The 19303-nt window shown below is 49.1% G+C and carries 19 protein-coding genes; 7 read left to right on the top strand and 12 right to left on the bottom strand.

Going from position 1 to position 19303, the window contains the following annotated elements; translation table 11 throughout:
- Positions 1-30: 30 nt before the first annotated feature.
- Entirely contained in the window at positions 31-624 is a 594-nt protein-coding gene (ribA, locus tag A8F97_RS05420) for a GTP cyclohydrolase II (RefSeq protein ID WP_005972518.1), read from the top strand.
- A 68-nt stretch (positions 625-692) separates the two neighbouring features.
- Here the strand turns inward: ribA and A8F97_RS05415 are convergent, their stop codons facing one another.
- Positions 693-2327 (bottom strand): ABC transporter substrate-binding protein, encoded by a 1635-nt coding sequence (locus A8F97_RS05415; protein ID WP_033071623.1) that lies wholly within the window; start codon positions 2325-2327, stop codon positions 693-695.
- Positions 2328-2502: 175 nt separating this feature from the next.
- Here A8F97_RS05415 and A8F97_RS05410 point away from each other — a divergent pair, with 175 nt between their 5' ends.
- Positions 2503-3039: a putative T6SS immunity periplasmic lipoprotein gene (locus A8F97_RS05410; protein ID WP_227001584.1), complete on the top strand. Its 537-nt coding sequence runs from the start codon at positions 2503-2505 to the stop codon at positions 3037-3039.
- 87 nt (positions 3040-3126) lie between these two features.
- On the opposite strand, the gene acnA is transcribed toward A8F97_RS05410, so the two are convergent.
- Entirely contained in the window at positions 3127-5799 is a 2673-nt protein-coding gene (gene acnA / locus A8F97_RS05405) for an aconitate hydratase AcnA (RefSeq protein WP_033071624.1), read from the bottom strand.
- Positions 5800-6209: 410 nt separating this feature from the next.
- Positions 6210-7493 carry a dicarboxylate/amino acid:cation symporter gene (locus A8F97_RS05400; protein ID WP_014700281.1) on the bottom strand — a complete coding sequence of 428 codons (1284 nt, stop codon included), beginning with the start codon at positions 7491-7493 and terminating at the stop codon, positions 6210-6212.
- Between the two features lie 871 nt (positions 7494-8364).
- Between A8F97_RS05400 and gstA the strand changes: the two genes are divergently transcribed.
- Positions 8365-8973 (top strand): glutathione transferase GstA, encoded by a 609-nt coding sequence (gene gstA, locus A8F97_RS05395; RefSeq protein ID WP_025918524.1) that lies wholly within the window; start codon positions 8365-8367, stop codon positions 8971-8973.
- A 46-nt stretch (positions 8974-9019) separates the two neighbouring features.
- Here gstA and pdxY read toward each other — a convergent pair whose 3' ends face one another.
- From pdxY to anmK, 5 genes are all read right to left on the bottom strand, one after another.
- Positions 9020-9880: a pyridoxal kinase PdxY gene (gene pdxY, locus A8F97_RS05390; protein ID WP_033071625.1), complete on the bottom strand. Its 861-nt coding sequence runs from the start codon at positions 9878-9880 to the stop codon at positions 9020-9022.
- An 84-nt stretch (positions 9881-9964) separates the two neighbouring features.
- Positions 9965-11242, bottom strand: coding sequence for a tyrosine--tRNA ligase (tyrS, locus tag A8F97_RS05385; RefSeq protein ID WP_014700285.1), 1278 nt, complete (start codon positions 11240-11242; stop codon positions 9965-9967).
- A 234-nt stretch (positions 11243-11476) separates the two neighbouring features.
- A complete protein-coding gene (pdxH, locus tag A8F97_RS05380; protein WP_014700286.1) occupies positions 11477-12160 on the bottom strand; it encodes a pyridoxamine 5'-phosphate oxidase in 684 nt (227 codons plus the stop codon).
- A gap of 107 nt (positions 12161-12267) precedes the next feature.
- Positions 12268-12585: an MliC family protein gene (locus A8F97_RS05375; RefSeq protein WP_033071626.1), complete on the bottom strand. Its 318-nt coding sequence runs from the start codon at positions 12583-12585 to the stop codon at positions 12268-12270.
- Positions 12586-12681: 96 nt separating this feature from the next.
- The gene (anmK, locus tag A8F97_RS05370; protein ID WP_015730661.1) at positions 12682-13794 is read right to left on the bottom strand and encodes an anhydro-N-acetylmuramic acid kinase; all 1113 of its coding nucleotides are present in this window, start codon (positions 13792-13794) and stop codon (positions 12682-12684) included.
- Between the two features lie 350 nt (positions 13795-14144).
- Here anmK and A8F97_RS05365 point away from each other — a divergent pair, with 350 nt between their 5' ends.
- The gene (locus A8F97_RS05365) at positions 14145-14612 is read left to right on the top strand and encodes an outer membrane lipoprotein (RefSeq protein ID WP_005972534.1); all 468 of its coding nucleotides are present in this window, start codon (positions 14145-14147) and stop codon (positions 14610-14612) included.
- A 131-nt stretch (positions 14613-14743) separates the two neighbouring features.
- Here A8F97_RS05365 and slyA read toward each other — a convergent pair whose 3' ends face one another.
- Together slyA and A8F97_RS22985 are read right to left on the bottom strand one after the other, a co-directional pair.
- A complete protein-coding gene (gene slyA / locus A8F97_RS05360) occupies positions 14744-15181 on the bottom strand; it encodes a transcriptional regulator SlyA (RefSeq protein ID WP_005972535.1) in 438 nt (145 codons plus the stop codon).
- Positions 15182-15411: 230 nt separating this feature from the next.
- Complete coding sequence (locus tag A8F97_RS22985) at positions 15412-15651, bottom strand: DUF1289 domain-containing protein (protein WP_014700289.1); 240 nt, start codon at positions 15649-15651, stop codon at positions 15412-15414.
- A 289-nt stretch (positions 15652-15940) separates the two neighbouring features.
- On the opposite strand from A8F97_RS22985, the gene gloA reads away from it, so the two are divergent.
- Together gloA and rnt are read left to right on the top strand one after the other, a co-directional pair.
- A complete protein-coding gene (gene gloA / locus A8F97_RS05355) occupies positions 15941-16348 on the top strand; it encodes a lactoylglutathione lyase (RefSeq protein ID WP_010276601.1) in 408 nt (135 codons plus the stop codon).
- Between the two features lie 159 nt (positions 16349-16507).
- Entirely contained in the window at positions 16508-17179 is a 672-nt protein-coding gene (gene rnt, locus A8F97_RS05350; protein WP_005972538.1) for a ribonuclease T, read from the top strand.
- 113 nt (positions 17180-17292) lie between these two features.
- On the opposite strand, the gene A8F97_RS05345 is transcribed toward rnt, so the two are convergent.
- A complete protein-coding gene (locus A8F97_RS05345; RefSeq protein ID WP_014700290.1) occupies positions 17293-17643 on the bottom strand; it encodes a Grx4 family monothiol glutaredoxin in 351 nt (116 codons plus the stop codon).
- Between the two features lie 341 nt (positions 17644-17984).
- Here A8F97_RS05345 and A8F97_RS05340 point away from each other — a divergent pair, with 341 nt between their 5' ends.
- The gene (locus tag A8F97_RS05340) at positions 17985-18836 is read left to right on the top strand and encodes a C40 family peptidase (protein WP_014700291.1); all 852 of its coding nucleotides are present in this window, start codon (positions 17985-17987) and stop codon (positions 18834-18836) included.
- 90 nt (positions 18837-18926) lie between these two features.
- On the opposite strand, the gene cydH is transcribed toward A8F97_RS05340, so the two are convergent.
- Positions 18927-19016: a cytochrome bd-I oxidase subunit CydH gene (gene cydH, locus A8F97_RS23810; RefSeq protein ID WP_014915740.1), complete on the bottom strand. Its 90-nt coding sequence runs from the start codon at positions 19014-19016 to the stop codon at positions 18927-18929.
- Positions 19017-19303 lie beyond the last annotated feature (287 nt).

The raw sequence follows: 19303 nt of genomic DNA, 5'->3' as shown, positions 1-19303 counted from the left end.
TTTTTTGGATACGCGTTTTTGGAGAAAAGTATGCAACTAAAACGGGTGGCGGAAGCCAAATTACCCACTCCGTGGGGCGATTTTCTGATGGTGGGTTTTGAAGAAATCGCCACAGGCCATGACCACCTTGCGCTGGTTTATGGCGATATTTCCGGTTCAGTTCCCGTACTTGCCCGCGTGCATTCCGAGTGCCTGACGGGAGATGCCTTGTTTAGCCTGCGCTGTGACTGTGGTTTCCAGCTTGAGGCCGCCTTGGGCCACATCGCCGAAGAAGGCCGTGGCGTGCTGCTATACCATCGTCAGGAAGGTCGTAACATTGGGTTGCTCAATAAGATCCGGGCTTATGCGTTGCAGGATCTGGGAGCCGATACGGTGGAGGCTAACCATCAACTCGGGTTCGCTGCCGACGAGCGCGACTTCACGCTATGCGCTGACATGTTCAAGCTGCTGGACGTTGATGCAGTTCGCCTGCTGACGAATAATCCGCAGAAAGTCAAAATCCTCAACGAAGCAGGCATCAACATTGTCGAGCGAGTGCCATTAATCGTCGGGCGCAACCCAAAGAATGAACACTATCTGGCCACCAAAGCAGCCAAAATGGGGCACATGCTGGACATCAAATAACGATTCCGAATAGCGTTATTTGCTCACAGACACAGACCGCCAGTATTTTACTGGCGGTCTTTTTTTGCCTACTGTTTAATCACATATATATCCTGTGTGTAGTAATTACCACGGATGTCGGGCAAAAACCCACCGATGTAAGGTTTCACCATCTGTGGCTGGACATAATAATAAATCGGCAGTAGTGGCATCTGCTGGTTCAGAATCGTCATTGCCTGCTGATAAATCCCCTGCCTTTCCTGCCGACTGTCTACCGTTAGCGCTTTTTGCAGTAACGCATCATATTCCGCGTTACTGAATTTAGAATTGTTGTTGCTGTTACCCGATTGCAGAATTTCCAGAAAGGTACTCGGCTCATTGTAATCACCATTCCATGAATAGCGAACCACCTCATAGGTGCCGGAGCGGATCGTATCCAGCATGGTTTTCCATTCCTGATTCTGTAATGTCGCCTCTACGCCGAGGTTCTTTTTCCACATTGAATTCGCCGCGATAGCAACACGTAGATGCGATTCTGATGTGTTATAAAGCAGATTGAACCGCAGCGGGTTTTTCGCGTTAAAACCGGCCTCTTCCAGTAATTTTTTCGCTTCTGCATTACGCTGTTCTTGCGTCCAGCCGGCCCATTCTGGCTCCTGCCGCGTATAGCCTCCGGTGTTTTGAGGAATCAGGCTATATGCGGGTTTCTGCCCCATGCCCATCACTTTTTCAGCGATAACCGTCTTATCCAAACTCAGGTCTAAGGCACGGCGCACTCTAACATCATCAAACGGCGGTTTTTGCGTATTGAACTGATAGAAGTAGGTAGACAACAGCGGCGAAACTTTCACCTCCTGCGGATACTCTTTTTGCAGCGACGCAAACTGCACGGGCGACAAAAGCCCCGTGATATCAATTTCACCCGATTTATAACGATTCAGTTCCGCCGCCTGCGAGCTAATTGGCAGGTACGTGACTTTGTTAATCACGGTATGCGCATCATCCCAATACTGGCTATTGCGCTTGCCGACGATGCGTTCGTTCACCACCCATTCACTCATCGTATAAGGGCCACTGCTGACAAAATGCCCGACCTGCGTCCAATTTTCTGGGTATTTTTCAAGAACCGCTTTCGGCAATGGCACCAACACATGGTAAGCCGACATTTCCAGGAAATAGGAAAGCGGACGTTCCAGCGTAACTTCAACGGTATGGCTATCCAGCGCCTTTATGCCCAGCGTATCTGGTGCCTTTTTGCCCGCCATAATATCTGCCGCATTCTTCACGTACATACTGGCGATATAGCTGCCATAAGGCGACAGCGTTTTAGGATCGCCAAGGCGTCGCCAACTGTAAACCACATCGTCGGCGGTCAGCGGCGAACCATCAGACCATTTAATATCAGGCCGCAGGTGGAACGTCCACACCGTGTTGTCTTTATTATCCCAACGTTCGGCCAGTCGCGGCTGTATCGTGCCGTCATCACTCACACGCACCAGATTATCGAAGAAGTCGTTGATAATATGGCCTTCTACATCGCTTTCTACCTTATGCGGATCCAACGAAGCAGGCTCTGAACTATTACCTCGTACCAGCTCTTGCTTGTCCGCCAATACCACACCGGCGGGAACCTGGGCAGCAAAAACCGAGGTTATCGCCCCCGCGGCACACAAAGTAAGCAGTAGCAACGAGTGTTTAAAACGTTTTTTGATTACATCATTCATATAACCTCCTGTTATATCCCCGTCATGCTTCAAGCGGTATTCGCATTGTCATCGGGGCATGGCTGAGAAATAATTTTTACTTATTCCCCATAGAGTTAGCGTTACAACAACATAACCATAATTCGCCGGAGGATACGAGGATTTAATGCGGGAAAACGTGCGCGGGTACACCAAGATGAATATCTCGTTCTTCATCACCGGAAATCGAAGTAAGCTGGGCTGCCAGCGATCGTTCACGTTCGGTAAACGCAGCGATGCCATTCTTTCTCTGGAATTAACCATGACATGTAGCACTAAAATACCGGCGCTTCTGCTTACAGTGACAACGTTTCTTCTTGTCGGCTGTCCCGGCCCAGGTGACAGATTGCAGCCAGATGAATTAACGTCGGTCAGGCAAGTTAAAGACAATGTTTGTTTTTTAGTTAATGAGCCAGTGGATTACCAACCAACGCTTATTGTGATTAGTACAAGGCTCGCCCCGCCACAGGAATGGGTGCTGTATGACAATCCCAGTGTGATCGTTACACAGGGCGAACTGTGCATTCCCCCTTCCTTTTACCGCTTTTTAGACGACAGGACATACGTCGTCAGGTATATCCTGCAATCGAAAAAGCACAGTGATTCGCGAAGAAGCATCGTGTCTGCGATAGCGATGACGAACGGCAGCATTCAGAGCGTGCCGCTTAGGGAAGATGAAGCCACTTATTATTGATGTACGCATTTGAGATCGTATAAAAAACTACACCCTAAACACATCCGCCAAGAGTGAAAAGTCGGCTCTTGGCGGTTAGGCATAGAGTTACAACATATTGCGGATAACATAATGCAGAATACCGTCGTTCTGGTAATAGGTCAGTTCATTACGCGTGTCGATGCGGCAGCGGGTCTTGATCGTCTGCGTATTACCATCAGCGCCCGTGATGTTTACCTCAACTGTGGCACCCGGTGTCAGTTGGTTTAATCCCGTAATCGAAATTTGTTCGTCACCGGTTAATTGCAGCGTTTTACGCGTCATACCGTCAGGAAATTCCAGCGGCAGGATCCCCATCCCAATCAAGTTAGAGCGATGGATACGCTCGAACGACTCGGCGATCACGACGCGGACACCCAGCAAGCGTGGGCCTTTCGCCGCCCAGTCACGACTAGATCCAGAGCCATACTCTTTCCCGGCAAACAGCGCCAACGGGACCCCCTCCTCCTTATAGCGCATCGCCGCATCATAGATCGTCATCTCATTCTGCGACGGAATATGACGGGTATAGCCGCCCTCTTTACCCACCACCATCTCATTACGAATACGGATGTTGGCAAACGTGCCACGCATCATCACTTCGTGGTTACCACGCCGTGAACCGTAAGAATTGAACTCCGTGGTTTCGACACCGCGCTCCAGCAAGTATTTCCCTGCCGGACTATCGCGCTTAATGTTACCCGCCGGTGAGATATGGTCGGTGGTAACCGAATCGCCCAACATCGCCAGAATGCGCGCGTTGTGGATATCCTGAACCGGCTCGGGTTCTTTCCCCATGTCCAGAAAGAAAGGCGTCTGACGAATATAGGTCGACTCTTCCGGCCATTGATAGGTGGGGTTGTTGTCGACCTCGATCTCTTGCCATTCCTGTGTTCCTTCAAACACAGCGGCATATTGTTGGTGGAACATGCCCGCGCTGACATGCAGTACCGCGTCCGCCACTGCCTTCGTCGAAGGCCAGATGTCTTTCAGATAGACCGCTTTCCCGTCACGATCTTCCCCCAGCGGTTCCTGCGTCAGATCGACATTCATATTCCCCGCCAGCGCATACGCGACCACCAACGGCGGCGATGCCAGCCAGTTAGTTTTCACCAGAGGATGGATGCGGCCTTCAAAGTTACGGTTACCTGACAACACCGCGCCGACCGTCAGATCGCCTGCCTTTATCGCGGCTTCAATCGCATCCGGCAGCGGACCGGAGTTACCAATACAGGTGGTACAGCCATAGCCCACCAGATTAAACCCCAGTTCGTCGAGATATGACGTTAATCCCGCTTTCGCATAGTAATCCGTGACGACCCGCGAACCCGGTGCTAACGAGGTTTTGACCCACGGCTTGGTTTTCAGACCGCGCTCTACGGCATTTTTTGCCAGCAGCCCGGCCGTCATCAGCACGCTAGGGTTGGAGGTATTGGTGCAGGAGGTGATCGCTGCAATCACGACCGCGCCCTGATGCAAGCGATGCGTTTCACCTCCCAATGTGAACGCTTCATAGTCAGATCGATTTTTCACCGAGCTGACATCCAGTTCCCGGCTGGCTTTAAAGGCTTGCGGCACGCCCGCTAAAGGCACGCGATCCTGTGGGCGCTTCGGCCCTGCCAAGCTGGTTTCCACCGTTGCCAAATCCAGCGCGAGTTGGCTGGTGAATACTGGTTCATCCCCAGTATTGCGCCATAGCCCCTGCTGCTTACTATAAGCCTCAACCAGAGCAATCTGTTCTTCCGCGCGGTTGGTCAACCGCATGTAATCCAGCGTGATGTTATCGATAGGGAAGAAGCCACAGGTGGCACCATATTCTGGTGCCATGTTAGCGATAGTCGCGCGATCCGCCAGCGGCAGCGAATCCAGCCCATCGCCGTAAAATTCCACAAATTTGCCGACCACGCCGTGCTTACGCAGCATCTGTGTTACCGTTAGAACCAGATCGGTTGCCGTGATCCCTTCGCACATCTTGCCACTTAGCTTGACGCCAACCACATCAGGGATCAGCATCGAAACAGGTTGCCCCAACATCGCGGCTTCGGCTTCGATCCCACCGACACCCCAGCCGAGTACGCCTAAGCCGTTAATCATTGTGGTATGTGAGTCTGTCCCCACCAACGTATCAGGATAGGCAAACTGTTTGTCTCCCTGCTTTTCGTACCAAATAGCCTTGGCGAGATACTCCAGATTCACCTGGTGGCAAATCCCGGTTCCCGGCGGCACGACGCTAAAGTGGCTAAAGGCATGTTGCCCCCAGCGTAAAAACTCATAACGTTCACGGTTACGCGCCATTTCCAACTGCGTGTTATCCGCTAGCGCCTGACGATCGCCGAAGTGGTCAACCGTCACCGAGTGGTCGATAACCAGATCGACTGGCGATAGCGGATTAACCTTATTAACATCGCCACCCAGTCGTTTCACCGCCGCTCGCATCGCCGCCAGATCGACCACGGCAGGCACGCCGGTAAAATCCTGCATCAATACACGCGCGGGACGATAGGCAATTTCCCGATCGACGTGGCCGGTTTTCAGCCAGTCCACCACCGCCTGAAGATCGTCTTGCTCTACCGTCTCACCGTCCTGATGACGTAACAAATTTTCCAGCAATACCTTGAGTGACTTGGGTAATTTATCGATATTGCCGAGCGTTTTCGCCGCCTTCGGCAGGCTGTAATAATGGTAAATCTGCTGTCGTACCGTCAGTGTATCCAGACAAGTGTCGCGAAGGTGTGATGACATGCTTCCTCCCAAATTAACTTGCTATACCCGTCATACTTCAAGTTGCATGTGCGTCGGCTGCGTTTAGTTACCCGAATCACTTACTTGTGTAAGCTCACCGGGATGCCTTCTCTTGCCGCCTTCCTGAAACTCGAATTATTTAGGGCATATTCGTTATTCTGCATCGGGCGATTAATGAATAACCAGCCTGAGCTTGCGGTCTTATTTAAAGATAACACAAACAAAAAATAACGTTTTTGCAACAAGACGATATGAATGCAACGATAGCCATTAGCTATTGAAGGGAGGAAAGCCTGCGCAAATGTGGATGGGATAGAAAACAGCGGTCACAATGTGTGAAAGATAACCAAGGCGAGTAGAGAAAAACGGCCCGAAGGCCGTCTGTCTCAGCATAGTAATCTGAAGCAAATTTAGACATTCCCGGTTGCCATCGCAGGGGCTTCTTCATCGGAATGGTCATGGTTTTGTTCCAGTTTGGCAACCACCGCTGTCGCCATGCCGTTACCAATTACATTGGTCGCCGTGCGGCCCATATCCAGAAACTGATCGATACCAATAATCAGTAAAATACCCGCTTCGGGTAAACCGAACATCGGCAATGTGGCTGCTACCACCACCACCGCTGCGCGAGCGACCCCCGCCATGCCTTTACTCGTGATCATCAACGTCAGCAGAATCAGCGTCTGTTGCGTCAAACTTAGGTGAATATTGTAGGCCTGCGCGATAAACAGAATCGCAAAAGCCTGATAAATCATCGAGCCGACAAGGTTAAAGGAATATCCCAACGGGAGTACGAAGCTGGTGATTTTTTTAGGAACACCGAATTCGCTCAGTGCCTCCATTGTTTTCGGATAAGCTGCTTCGCTACTTGCCGTAGCAAACGCCAGCATACTAGGTTCACGCAGCAGTTTGAGCAGTCCCCAGGTTGCTTTCTTCCCGAGGAACAGCGCACCGGCACCGAACATTAGCCCCCATAGCAGCGCCAATCCAATATAGAACTCACCAATGACCTTACCAAAGTCAAAGAGCAATCCCAGACCTTCGGTCGTAATAGAAGACGCTAATGAGGAAAATACTGCCAAGGGCGCTAATCGCATGACATAATCCGTCACCCGAAACATCACTTTCGCCAGTTCCTCTATCATCGACTCCATCGTGACGGCATGCTTATTTTGGCCTTTCACAAAGGCCAGTGCCGAACCGAAAAACATGGAGAACACCAGGATCTGCAATATTTCGTTATTCGCCATTGCTTCGACGATGCTGCGCGGAAAGATATGAGCAATAAAGCTTTTCAGTGTAAATCCGCCGGTACTCACCCCAGTATCTACCTGGATTGGTGTACTTGGGATGGCGAGATTCATCCCAACACCTGGCTCAAAGATATTTGCCAACAACATGCCAATAAAAAGAGAAACCAGGGAAGAGCAAATAAACCACACCATCGCTTTCAGCCCAATTCGGCCGACAGAGGAAGAATTCCCCATACTAGCAAGGCCAGAGACTAGCGTTGCAAATACCAAGGGTGCAATAATCATTTTTATCAAACGAAGAAAAACATCGGTCACTAAATTAAAGTAGGACACCACCTCTTTGGCTTCCTGCGCCGTCAATAAGGAATGACAAGCTCCACCAACAATAATTCCGAAAATAATAGCTAAGGCTATAAAAAATAATAACCGGTTCTTTTTCATAGTAACCTCATGGTAATGAATAGATTCAGACAATACACATTATTAGTAACGGTTAGCCGCCTAATGCACAGTCGTAAACGACCTGCGGTTTATCCGATTTTTTCATCGTATTATCTGTGTCTTGATGTGGTGTTCATTGTGACTCGGGAAGCGTATTTATTTTCCATCATTGATAGAGGATTTATCGACGACACGTAACGTATAATAGAAAACATCATAGTTAATTAATATTACGGGCTTTTTGCGAAAATCATTGAGCATAACTACCTCTTCTTTATTACACATGATAAATAAAGGGGTAGTTCATTAGGAATAAAACGAAAACAACGTCCCTTCATATCCTTTCCTATTTTTAAAATATTAATGATACGTTAACCATGGGTAATAACTTAAATTGACGTTATCATGAAAAATACGAAACCTGTCACTAATGAAATTTTTCTTATCAATAAATTTAGTAATAATTAATTAACCTCTAGCGATCTCTCGTTGAAAAGCATCACTCACACAGCCGATTTACAGTATTTTCTTCAAAAAGTAGCCGGATCATTTTATTTAGCGGGCTCACCTGCACATCGTATCTGGTGACCAGTGGGCGATCCGTACCACAGTCAGTTGTATGTATTACATATGACATCATTCTCGGCATGGCAAAACGCTCAAACCCGAAAAGTAGTCCCAGAATGGCATGATAATTTGACTTTACTCCGTCAAAACCGTCCAAATTTCATACAGCAATCATACATAAGGAGTATTTTGCAAGAAGCCTCACACTCTATCGTTACGTTTTGTTGTAAAAAAACGACATGGCGTCATTCAACCATCATCAGCGCATGTGTTGGTGGAAAAATAATAATAGAAAGGGGTTTTCATGAAACTGTTTTACAAGGCTGAAAGCAGTTCTCTTTTTACACACATCGTTTTGATCGAATCCAAATTGGAGTTCAAACTGGAGAAGGTTGACCTGCGCACGAAAAAGACAGAGCGTGGAATCGACTATATGTCCATCAATCCAAAGGGAATGGTGCCAGCATTAGAGCTCGATGATGGCTCTATCTTGACTGAAGGCGTCGCTATTGCCGAATACATCGCCGATCTGGTTCCACACTGTAACCTTATCGCCCCCACCGGGAGTACAGCACGCTACCATACGATTGAATGGCTGAATTACATTTCTGCTGAACTGCACAAAACGTTTACGCCGATCTTCCGTCCCGGCACGCCGGAAACGTATAAAGAGCTCTTGACTGAGTATTTGCAGGTCAAATTCCGTTATATCAACCTGGTGTTGAGTGAACAAAACTATCTGGTCGCCAACCGCTTCAGTATCGCCGACGCGTATCTGTTTACCGTGATGCGCTGGGCACAGTCGTTAAAGCTGGATATGTTCCGCTACCCTGCGCTGGCCGCCTATCTCGACCATATTGCCGAGCGCCCTTCCGTCGCTACCGCACTTAAGGTTGAAAGGTTGAAAGGTTGAAAGAATAACGCACAATAATGCCCCGAGTTACGGGGCATTATTCGTTTCACGACAGGCGAACAGCCTGGAAATGATGGCGCGGATTGGCGATACCATCCTGAGCAGCAACCAGTTGCAGTTCATACTCATTCATTTCTTTTGTCACTAGCATGACTTCATACACTGCCGCCGTTGTGTGTTCCAGCGCTTTATCCAACGCTACACCTTTCAGCAGGTTAACCAGCAGCAACCCACTAGTTAAATCGCCCACACCTACAGGTTGACGCTCAAACTCTACCAACGGGCGGCTAATGTGCCAGGCATCCGTCGGTGTGACCAACAGCATTTCGAAACTGTCTTCACGACTTGCCGCTCGGCTAAGGTGCTTCACCAGAACGATTTTTGGCCCTTTTTCACACAGTGCTCGTGCGGTCTCCACGGCTTCCGCCACGTTATGCACGGTACGGCCACCAAGCAGCTCCAGCTCAGGCAAATTCGGCGCGATAATGTCAGCCGCGAGCAGCGACTGATGGCAATGAAAATCAGAAACGCCGGGGGCAACAATACAGCCTTTCTCCGGCGTCCCCATCACAGGATCGCAGAAGTACAATGCAGCAGGGTTGGCGGCTTTTACCTGTCGAACAATATCCAGAATATGTTCGCCTTGTTCAGCAGAGCCGATATAACCACTCAACACCGCATGACACGTCTTCAACTTGTCGATATTCGCAATCCCCTGCACCACTTCAGTCAAGTGGCTGGCAGGCATCACACACCCCGTCCAGTTCCCGTATTGGGTATGGTTCGAGAACTGTACCGTATTCAATGGCCAAACGTTTGCGCCCATCCGACGCATCGGGAACTCTGCCGCGCTATTACCCGCATGGCCAAAAACGACATGTGATTGGATGGAAAGTATATTTTTCATTAGCTATGACTCAAACCCTTGCCAGCGCCTATGCGCCTCAACTTACAAGAAGAAAGGGAGCTTACGCTCCCTTATCAGTAATGCTTATGCTTGCCAGCAGATCAGGCAGTAGTGCTTTTTACCGCGACGCAACAAGGTGTAGCGATCAAACAGACGGTCGGCAGCACTGAAGGTGTATTCAGGATTCGCCTGTTTTTCACCGTTAATTGTTACCGCATTTGAAGCGATCATCGTGCGCGCTTGACCGCGTGACGGCACCAGTTCGGCACTGACCAGCGCCTGCTGTAAATCAGCGCTGTTTTCCAGTTCGATAATCGGCATGCCATCCTGCGCGAGCTGAGCAAAGTCGTCCTGCGTCATATCCTGCAATGCGCCAGAGAACAGGCTTTGCGTAATACGACGAGCCGCTTCCAGACCCGACTCACCGTGTACCATACGCGTGACTTCTTCGGCCAGTACATACTGGGCGCGTGGCGCTGTGCCGCTATTCTTGTCTTCCTCTTCCAGTGCATCGATGTCTTCGAGACTCATGAATGTGAAGAATTTCAGGAAGCGGTACACATCGGCATCTGCCGTGTTGATCCAGAACTGGTAGAATTTGTAAGGGCTGGTTTTGCTGGCATCCAACCAGATTGCGCCACCTTCCGTTTTACCGAATTTCGTGCCATCAGATTTGGTGATCAATGGAACGGTCAAACCGTAAACCTGCTTCTGATTCATACGGCGCGTCAAATCGATACCAGACGTGATGTTGCCCCACTGGTCAGAACCACCGATTTGCAGTTCGACATCATGCTGCTTGTTCAGCGAGGCAAAGTCGTATCCCTGCAACAGGTTGTAAGAAAATTCGGTGAACGAAATACCGACGTCATCACGGTTTAAACGCTGTTTGACGGCTTCTTTGCTAATCATCTGATTAACAGAAAAATGCTTACCGATATCACGTAAAAAATCCAGCACGTTCATACTGCCGAACCAATCGTAGTTATTCGCCGCAATCGCGCTGTTTTTACCGCAGTCAAAATCCAGGAAGGGAGAAACCTGACGGCGGATTTTTTCTACCCACTCACCCACGGTGTCAGCCGTGTTCAGCTTACGCTCAGTGGCTTTAAAACTTGGGTCGCCGATCAACCCCGTCGCCCCACCGACCAGTGCTACCGGTTGATGACCCGCCAGTTGGAAACGCTTCAGGCAGAGCAGTGGCACCAGATGCCCCAAATGCAAGCTGTCAGCGGTAGGATCAAAACCGCAATACAGTGCAATTGGCCCTTGCGCCAGCCGCTCTGCTAACGCTTCCTCATCCGTCACCTGGGCAATCAAGCCCCGCTCTTGCAATTGTTTAATCAGGTTACTACTCGCCATCGATAACTCCATTTTTATAAAAACAGGCCATTACGCTCCCTTTGGGTTTACGCACAGAGCCGTGAGAAATGCGCAGCATACCTGTCTGCTACCGCATGATAATTTCGCTGCTGCATTGCCTTACGCAACAGACCACGCACGCCATATCACCGGGCAATATCCAGCTAACGCGAAACTTCATAGAATAAAGTGCCGATGGTAGGAGCGCCAGCGTTTAACACGGATATTTCGTGATTAAGGCGCTAAACGATCAATCTGCCAGCTCTCTCCCTGTCGCTGGTAGAAAAATCGGTCATGCAAGCGGTGTTCACCGCCCTGCCAGAATTCGACAGAATCGATGACGACGCGGAAGCCCCCCCAAAAACTCGGTAAAGGGACGTCACCACTTTGGAACTTTTGCTTCAATTCCAAAAATTTGCTTTCCAACACGCCGCGCGCCGAAATCCGGCTCGACTGTTTTGATACCCACGCACCAATCTGGCTGTCTTTCGGACGGCTATGGAAATATTTCAACACCTCAAGCGTCGGCAATTTCTCTACGCGCCCCAACACCATCACCTGCCGTTCCAGCATATGCCAAGGGAACAGCAGGCTGATACGTGGGTTGTTTTCCAAATGATGCGCTTTGCGGCTGCCCATGTTGGTGTAAAACACCATGCCTTTCTCATCATAGTGTTTAAGCAAAACGATACGCTGATAGGGTTGCCCGTGTTCATCAACGGTCGCGACAGACATCGCAGTAGGATCGGCCAGTTTCGCCTCACACGCCTGTTTCAGCCAGCGTTCAAATAAATCCAGCGGGTTAGCAGGGAGATCGCCACGGCGCAGTCCGCCTCGCGTGTATTCGCGGCGGATGTCAGCGATATCGTTGAGGTGAAGAAGCGGAGTAGCGTCAGAGGGGGAGCGTTCCTGTGTCATAATATCCTGCTATCGCAATGTCGGGCCAGAAGCGGGCGAAAACCTCATTCTGCTCCCGTACCCGAAAAATCGCAATCAGCAGTGGCACCACTAACGTTCTGTGTCAGTTACATCGGTGACAACATGCAATCGTCCACGATAACGCGTTCACCTCGTTGGATAAATGCACGATCGCCTTTGCTCCAGAACGTATAGGTGTCATTGCTGTACCTGACGCCAGAAGCGGACACCACCTGAGGAAGCGCTAAACGTTCGCCATCCAGCAGAAAACTCACCTGCGCAGGCTTTTCGCCACCCGGCTGTAGCGTGACAGTTAGCGGCATAGTGCCACATTGATAATGCAGCGTTTCCACTGTCTGTTTATGACCAAAATAGCTACATCCGCTCAGCAGAATCAGCGCGGTTCCCGTCAGCAATTGTTTCATTTTTCCTCCTGTCATTCTTGTCAATGGCGACCGTTGACGCTGCCGCTCATTGAAGTTTAACAAGAGGATAAGCACGAACCTCTCGGTAAAATCTGATTAATCCACATTGCTCGGATAAATCGCGCCTAACACCGTTTCCTGACTCGCCCCCGTGACGGACGGCAGATTGCCCGACAATCCCGATAGCGTTCGCGACGCCAGCCAGGCAAATGCCAGCGCCTCCATATCATCGCCACTCACGCCATATTCATCCGTACTGCTGACTTCGATACCCGACAATAGGGCCGAGAGGCGCATCATAATGAGCGGGTTACGCGCACCGCCACCACAGACTAATAAACGCTCACATCCACCAACCAGTAGCACCTGCTCAGCAATGCTCATGGCCGTCAGTTCAACCAGCGTCGCCTGAACATCTTGCGGCGCAATCGGTGGCAGGCCAGCCAGCATTCTTTCCAACCAGCCCAGATTGAAATACTCACGTCCGGTGCTTTTCGGTGCCCGTAACGCAAAATAAGGATCGGCCAACATCCGACGTAGCAATAGCGGATTCACCTGACCGCTCATCGCCCATACGGCGTCTTTATCATACGGTTGTGCGCAGTGCCGCCAGATCCAGGCATCCAGTAGCATATTCCCCGGTCCGGTATCGTAACCCCGCACGGGCGCACCCGGCACCAGCAGTGACAGATTGGCGATCCCTCCGATATTGAGCACGATACGACGCTCGACAGGATGCAGTAACAGCGCATGATGGAATGATGGCACCAGTGGAGCTCCTTGCCCACCATAAGCCAAATCGCGGCGACGAAAATCGCCCACGGTCGTGATACCCGTTAATGCAGCGACACGGTTATTATCGCCTATCTGCAACGTACACGGTGCGTCGCTGGTAGGTTCATGCCAGACCGTCTGCCCATGGCAGCCAATCGCGGTAATATCCTGCGCCCCCAGCCCTGTCTCTTTAAGCAACGTCAGTACCGCTTCGGCAAACAAAATCCCCAAGCGCGTATCCAACTGGCCCAGCGCCGACAGCGTCACTGCCTGCCCCTGACACATCCCCAGGATAGCCATTTTGATATCCTGGGGTATCGGGTGACAGTAGCTGGCCTGCTGAGCAACCGTATGTTCGTCAATCGCGGCTAGCACAACATCAACACCATCAAGACTGGTGCCGGACATCACGCCAATATATCTGCCTGATCTCATTATATAGCCTTTTCCCCTGTGGGATTAAAAAGAGAACACCGATAACAACCGTTACGTTAAGAATAAAAATAGCACGTTAACACGCTGAATTATTAAATTTTTTGCGTTTTTGCCATACGGATTAGGTTTTAACCAAAAGTGGGGTTTTGATAATATTTGCTACAAAAAAAGTCGAATGTTGTGCTATTTACTCCTCTGTTTAGACGCAATTTAAGCGCACTCTTATATTCTGAAAAAAAGAGTAAAAAGAGTGGCATGCTACTCTGAGCCAGACCATAATTTATGGGTATAACACTGCGTCGGCCGAGGCTGAGCCAGCCCGACATATTCGCTATTAAGGAGTTTTTATTATGATGAAGCGTTTGCTTGTGGTTACCCTTGCGGGTATCACGCTCGCTGGTTGTGCTAATACCAGTACGCTTTCCGGTGATGTGTACAGCGCATCCGAAGCTAAACAGGTGCAGACCGTTACTTACGGCACCATCGTTTCTATGCGTCCGGTTCAGATTCAGGCGGGGGAAGATTCTAACGTTATCGGCGCGCTGGGCGGTGCTGTACTGGGTGGTTTCCTGGGTAATACTATCGGCGGTGGTTCCGGTCGTAGTCTGGCGACAGCGGCGGGTGCCGTAGCGGGTGGGGTTGCGGGTCAAAGCGCGACAGGTGCGCTGAACCGTACACAGGGCGTAGAGCTGGAAATCCGTCGTGATGACGGCAGTACCATTATGGTGGTACAGAAACAGGGCGATACGAAATTCAGCGCAGGCCAACGTGTTGCCATGGCCAGCAATGGCCGCAGCATCACTGTCTCGCCACGCTAACGTTGTGTGACGATCGCCGCTTTTTGCGGCGATCGTCACAACGAATAAACAATTCCCGGAATAAATAACCAATAATTGGTATCAGTAATATTACCGGGATTTTATTCTCCCTCTGCGTAACCCAAATTTAGTTACACTTGATTTTCATGTAATGCCAATATATTTTTCTCAAGACGCGCAACCAACAGCGCTAATTCATCAACCTGTTCCGGCGTAATTCCAAATAACACCTCACTTCGTGTATGACTAATTACACCATTGACTGCCTGTATTATTGGTTCTGCTGATTCGGTCAGCATAATACGTTTTGCCCGACGATCGTGAGCACAAACGTGGCGAGTGATTAACCCCTTCTCCTCAAGTTGATCCAATGTTCGGACTAATGAGGGTTGCTCAATACCGATTGCTTTAGCCAATTGAATCTGCGACTGGCCGGGGGGTAAGTGGTATATGTTATGCAACGTGACCCAATGCGTCTGAGTCAGTTCAAGTGGTTTTAATCGGTGATCGACCAGTGCACGCCACACGCGCACCAGACGAGCTAAATCAGATCCTAATGGCAATTCCATCACCTCTCCTTATTGTTAGCACGCTAAGTTATATCCCTGGATTGCAATCAACTCTGATTTATAAGAATAAAAAAACGATATTATTATCGTAAAAATAGAACCTTCACGGAAAGCGATTCTATCAAATAAACGCCTTTTAAAAATGATCTTAGGCTTATTTTATTCAATCGAACGCGCCTGCGTTGCTTAAACAAAATTTCACGTAAATAGATCATCTAAGACAATATGGCTTAAAACAACGATGGCTGATGGGACTCTGCTGGTGTATCGGTTTTTTCTGAACGCTGTGACCGTTTCATTCTTTGCCGACACAAACGCAGCACATCCTGTTTCTGCGCATCACTCATTTGGCTCCAACTAAAGCGTTCGTTACGGCTGCGAAAGCAACCGCGACAATATCCGCTGTCATCCGCCTGACAAATACCACGGCACGGATTAGGGACAACAAAGAGTTCAAGTTGCTCTGGCACACTACCTCCCGCGACAACTCTATTTATTGAAGCCCTGTTCTTTACTGCTGGCAAGCCCAAACGGACCGTCACAATGAAAATAATTAGATAAGCATTGTAATCACTGACGATTTTTTTATACGCAAGGTAGCCTAAAATTCCCCTACAGCGCAATTAACCCCTCCGGTTAGTACGTTTTAACACAAACCTCACCATCGTGTCGCATTTTTAGCATCATCCCAACAGCTTGGACTCACCAGAGCCACAACGCTATACTTCCCTTTTGTTGCACTTTTTTAACGAGGGCATTATGCGTTTACTTCATACCATGCTGCGTGTTGGCGATTTACAACGTTCTATTGATTTCTATACCCAGATTCTGGGAATGCGTGTACTACGCACCAGCGAAAATACCGAATACAAATACACACTGGCTTTCGTCGGTTATACCGAAGAGAGCGAAGGTGCCGTTATCGAACTGACCTACAACTGGGGCGTCGACAGCTATGATTTAGGCAACGCCTATGGTCATATCGCGTTGGGCGTTGACGATGTTGCCGCAACCTGTGAGCGTATCCGTAAAGCAGGTGGCAATGTGACGCGTGAAGCTGGCCCAGTCAAAGGCGGTACTACCGTTATCGCATTCATCGAAGATCCAGACGGTTATAAAATCGAATTGATCGAGAACGCCCACGCCGGTAACGGCATCGGTCACTAATATCCCGTATTCTACAGGTGCTGCATCGGCACCTGTTCTCCTCCTTCGATTCCTCCTGTCTTCTGCTATTTCCACCGTTTGAAAGCCAACGGGCATGCTGCATCTCCGGTCAAAATTTGCAATAATGCGCGCTGCGTTTTGCTGACAATTAAGAGACAAATGGCTGATAAAAGTGATCTGAACGCCCTGAGCGGCCGTTTTCGTGGGTTTTACCCGGTAGTGATTGATGTTGAAACCGCTGGGTTTAATGCGAAAACCGATGCCTTGCTGGAAGTCGCGGCGGTAACATTAAAAATGGATCAAGACGGTTGGTTACAGCCAGATGAAACCCTACATTTTCATGTTGAGCCATTCGAAGGTGCGATTCTAGAGCCTGCAGCGCTGGCGTTTAACGGTATTGATCCCACCAATCCGCTACGCGGCGCGGTGAGCGAATACGATGCGCTGCACGAAATTTTCAAAGTTGTGCGTAAAGGGATTAAAGATCAGGGCTGTAACCGCGCGATTATCGTGGCGCATAATGCCACGTTCGATCACAGTTTTATGGCAGCGGCAGCGGATCGTTGTAGCCTGAAACGTAACCCGTTCCACCCTTTCGCCACGTTCGATACCGCCGCGCTCAGCGGGCTGGTTCTGGGCCAGACGGTTCTGGCTAAAGCCTGTATTACCGCCGGCATTGCGTTTGATTCCAGCCAGGCGCACTCCGCGCTGTATGACACCAACCAGACCGCATTATTATTCTGTGAGTTGGTTAATCGCTGGAAACGTCTGGGTGGGTGGCCACTTGCGCTGGAAGAAAACGCTGCCGAAGACGCGTCAACCGAAGACTGAGAAAACGCGAAAATTAGTGGTAAAAAAACAACGGGTGCCATAAGGCACCCGCTGGAATATTCACGCTCACAACATAACAATACTTAGCATTGTTATTACATATGCTTAAAGCATTACTCTTGCTCGGCCTGCTGCGCTTTGTATTTATCAGCCGTTTCTTTGATCAGTTGTTGCAGTTCACCGCGCTGAAACATTTCAACCACGATATCACAACCGCCAACCAGCTCGCCGTCCACCCACAACTGTGGGAATGTCGGCCAGTTCGCGTATTTTGGCAGCTCAGCACGAATATCCGGGTTCTGTAAAATATCAACATAAGCAAAGCGTTCGCCACAAGAAGACAATGCCTGAACGGTCTGTGCAGAAAAACCGCAGCTTGGCAATTTTGGGGAACCTTTCATGTACAGCAGAATCGGGTTTTCAGCAATTTGGCGCTGAATTTTTTCAATTGTCGGTGTCGTCATCTTTTTGCTTCCTTAAATCTATAGGATGGCTAACGTCCAAAACGCTAGCCATGAGTCGCCGTCAGAGTGTTAAGACAGCGACATTGACTCAATGATATTGTACCGATGCCACTGGCTACAAAAAAACGCCATTTTTTGTAGGGTTATTTTTCTATCTCGATTATTCAGCATTGATGAAATCAACGCCAGAAAACGCTGATAAATCAAACGAAAAAATAACTATTAACGTTTTTTCACTATTCTGTATGAATAAAGCGACCGTGCCCACTTTTTTATGACGCCGTTTTCAGGAATACTGTGCGGATTGAGCGAGTTAAGGATTATGTTCGGTCACTTTTATTATGCGCTTATTTATTACTCTTTTTATATTATTTTTCAGCAACCTATCCCTGAACATCGTTCAGGCTGCGCCGCATACCCCGCATTCTGCACCGAAGAAAAGCACCGTTGAAGAAACGAATAAGAAAGGTCGTCAAACAAAGGGTAATGCTAAATCACCGACGCCAATCAAAAGCAAAAAACCAGAACCCATCGCAGTCAGCAATAAAACCAAATCTCGCACGGCGAACAAATCGACAGAAAAGGCATCATCACGGACGCAAGGCAACACACCTGCGCTAGTGAGAAAAAACCTTAAAAAGCTGAAATCTGGAGAAGATAAGCAAACAATCGCACAGACCAGAGTCAAAACCGGGTTGAAGAAGGCCACGCTCAAAGGGAAAGTGGATAAAGAGCCACCAACCACAGAAAAAGGGATGACGCTGAGTGCGGCACATAAAAAACGCTATCAGCACGCCAAAACGACAGCAATGAATAAGTTGATGAGCCAGATCGGTAAACCTTACCACTGGGGCGGTTCATCTCCTTTTACCGGATTCGACTGTAGCGGACTGGTCTATTACGCGTATAAAGATGTCGTTAAGATCCAAATCCCACGCACCGCAAACGAAATGTACCATCTGCGTGATGCCGCGCCGATTAAAAAGAGTGATCTGGAAAGTGGCGATCTGGTCTTCTTCCGCATCAATAATCGTGGTGCGGCCGATCACGTCGGGGTTTATCTGGGGGAAGGCAAATTTATCCAGTCACCGCGTACAGGTTCAGATATTCGTATCAGCAAGCTAAGTGAAGATTATTGGCAGGAGCACTATGTTGGAGCGCGTCGCGTAGTGACACCACAGACGATTCGTTAAGAGACGATTCGTCGAACAGAAGCGTATTCAGACACGTTTATTCGCCATAAACCTGTCTGAATACCTAACCCGCGCAAAAGCACTGAAGGATTAGTTCAACACCGCAATGAAACTAAACGCGATGATCACAGCCAACGAGCCGACGGTTGTCAGCAAAGACATCTTCAGATCTGTATCCATAAACCACTCCTTATTAGCAAACAAATTTCATCTGAAACTTCATCTGAAAAAAAAGACGCCCCCTTCACAGCCGAATCTGCTTAGGCAGTTAAGGCGACAAATAATAGGGTTATTATGATTCTTTCATAATTCTAGCGAAAAATCTCCGACGAATGCGTCACTAATAGTATAAATTAGCCCTTTCACTTTCATGATAAATCGGACACAATCCGCTGTTTATGAAAGCGCTGCGTATCAGTCGAAAAACGTCAAGCCAGATCCCTTCGGTATAACATTCGGCACTCTCC

It is taken from the genome of Pectobacterium parmentieri, from assembly GCF_001742145.1.
Taxonomy (GTDB): domain Bacteria; phylum Pseudomonadota; class Gammaproteobacteria; order Enterobacterales; family Enterobacteriaceae; genus Pectobacterium; species Pectobacterium parmentieri.
The sequence above is the reverse complement of the archived record's forward strand: the minus strand, read 5'-3'. Positions and strand labels throughout refer to the sequence as shown.

Excerpts from the sequence above, each read along its gene's own strand:
- ribA (WP_005972518.1), top strand. The coding sequence starts at position 31 with ATGCAACTAAAACGGGTGGCGGAAGCCAAATTACCCACTCCGTGGGGC.
- A8F97_RS05415 (WP_033071623.1), bottom strand. The coding sequence starts at position 2,327 with ATGAATGATGTAATCAAAAAACGTTTTAAACACTCGTTGCTACTGCTT.
- A8F97_RS05410 (WP_227001584.1), top strand. The coding sequence starts at position 2,503 with ATGAATATCTCGTTCTTCATCACCGGAAATCGAAGTAAGCTGGGCTGC.
- acnA (WP_033071624.1), bottom strand. The coding sequence starts at position 5,799 with ATGTCATCACACCTTCGCGACACTTGTCTGGATACACTGACGGTACGA.
- A8F97_RS05400 (WP_014700281.1), bottom strand. The coding sequence starts at position 7,493 with ATGAAAAAGAACCGGTTATTATTTTTTATAGCCTTAGCTATTATTTTC.
- gstA (WP_025918524.1), top strand. The coding sequence starts at position 8,365 with ATGAAACTGTTTTACAAGGCTGAAAGCAGTTCTCTTTTTACACACATC.
- pdxY (WP_033071625.1), bottom strand. The coding sequence starts at position 9,880 with ATGAAAAATATACTTTCCATCCAATCACATGTCGTTTTTGGCCATGCG.
- tyrS (WP_014700285.1), bottom strand. The coding sequence starts at position 11,242 with ATGGCGAGTAGTAACCTGATTAAACAATTGCAAGAGCGGGGCTTGATT.
- pdxH (WP_014700286.1), bottom strand. The coding sequence starts at position 12,160 with ATGACACAGGAACGCTCCCCCTCTGACGCTACTCCGCTTCTTCACCTC.
- A8F97_RS05375 (WP_033071626.1), bottom strand. The coding sequence starts at position 12,585 with ATGAAACAATTGCTGACGGGAACCGCGCTGATTCTGCTGAGCGGATGT.
- anmK (WP_015730661.1), bottom strand. The coding sequence starts at position 13,794 with ATGAGATCAGGCAGATATATTGGCGTGATGTCCGGCACCAGTCTTGAT.
- A8F97_RS05365 (WP_005972534.1), top strand. The coding sequence starts at position 14,145 with ATGATGAAGCGTTTGCTTGTGGTTACCCTTGCGGGTATCACGCTCGCT.
- slyA (WP_005972535.1), bottom strand. The coding sequence starts at position 15,181 with ATGGAATTGCCATTAGGATCTGATTTAGCTCGTCTGGTGCGCGTGTGG.
- gloA (WP_010276601.1), top strand. The coding sequence starts at position 15,941 with ATGCGTTTACTTCATACCATGCTGCGTGTTGGCGATTTACAACGTTCT.
- rnt (WP_005972538.1), top strand. The coding sequence starts at position 16,508 with ATGGCTGATAAAAGTGATCTGAACGCCCTGAGCGGCCGTTTTCGTGGG.
- A8F97_RS05345 (WP_014700290.1), bottom strand. The coding sequence starts at position 17,643 with ATGACGACACCGACAATTGAAAAAATTCAGCGCCAAATTGCTGAAAAC.
- A8F97_RS05340 (WP_014700291.1), top strand. The coding sequence starts at position 17,985 with ATGCGCTTATTTATTACTCTTTTTATATTATTTTTCAGCAACCTATCC.
- cydH (WP_014915740.1), bottom strand. The coding sequence starts at position 19,016 with ATGGATACAGATCTGAAGATGTCTTTGCTGACAACCGTCGGCTCGTTG.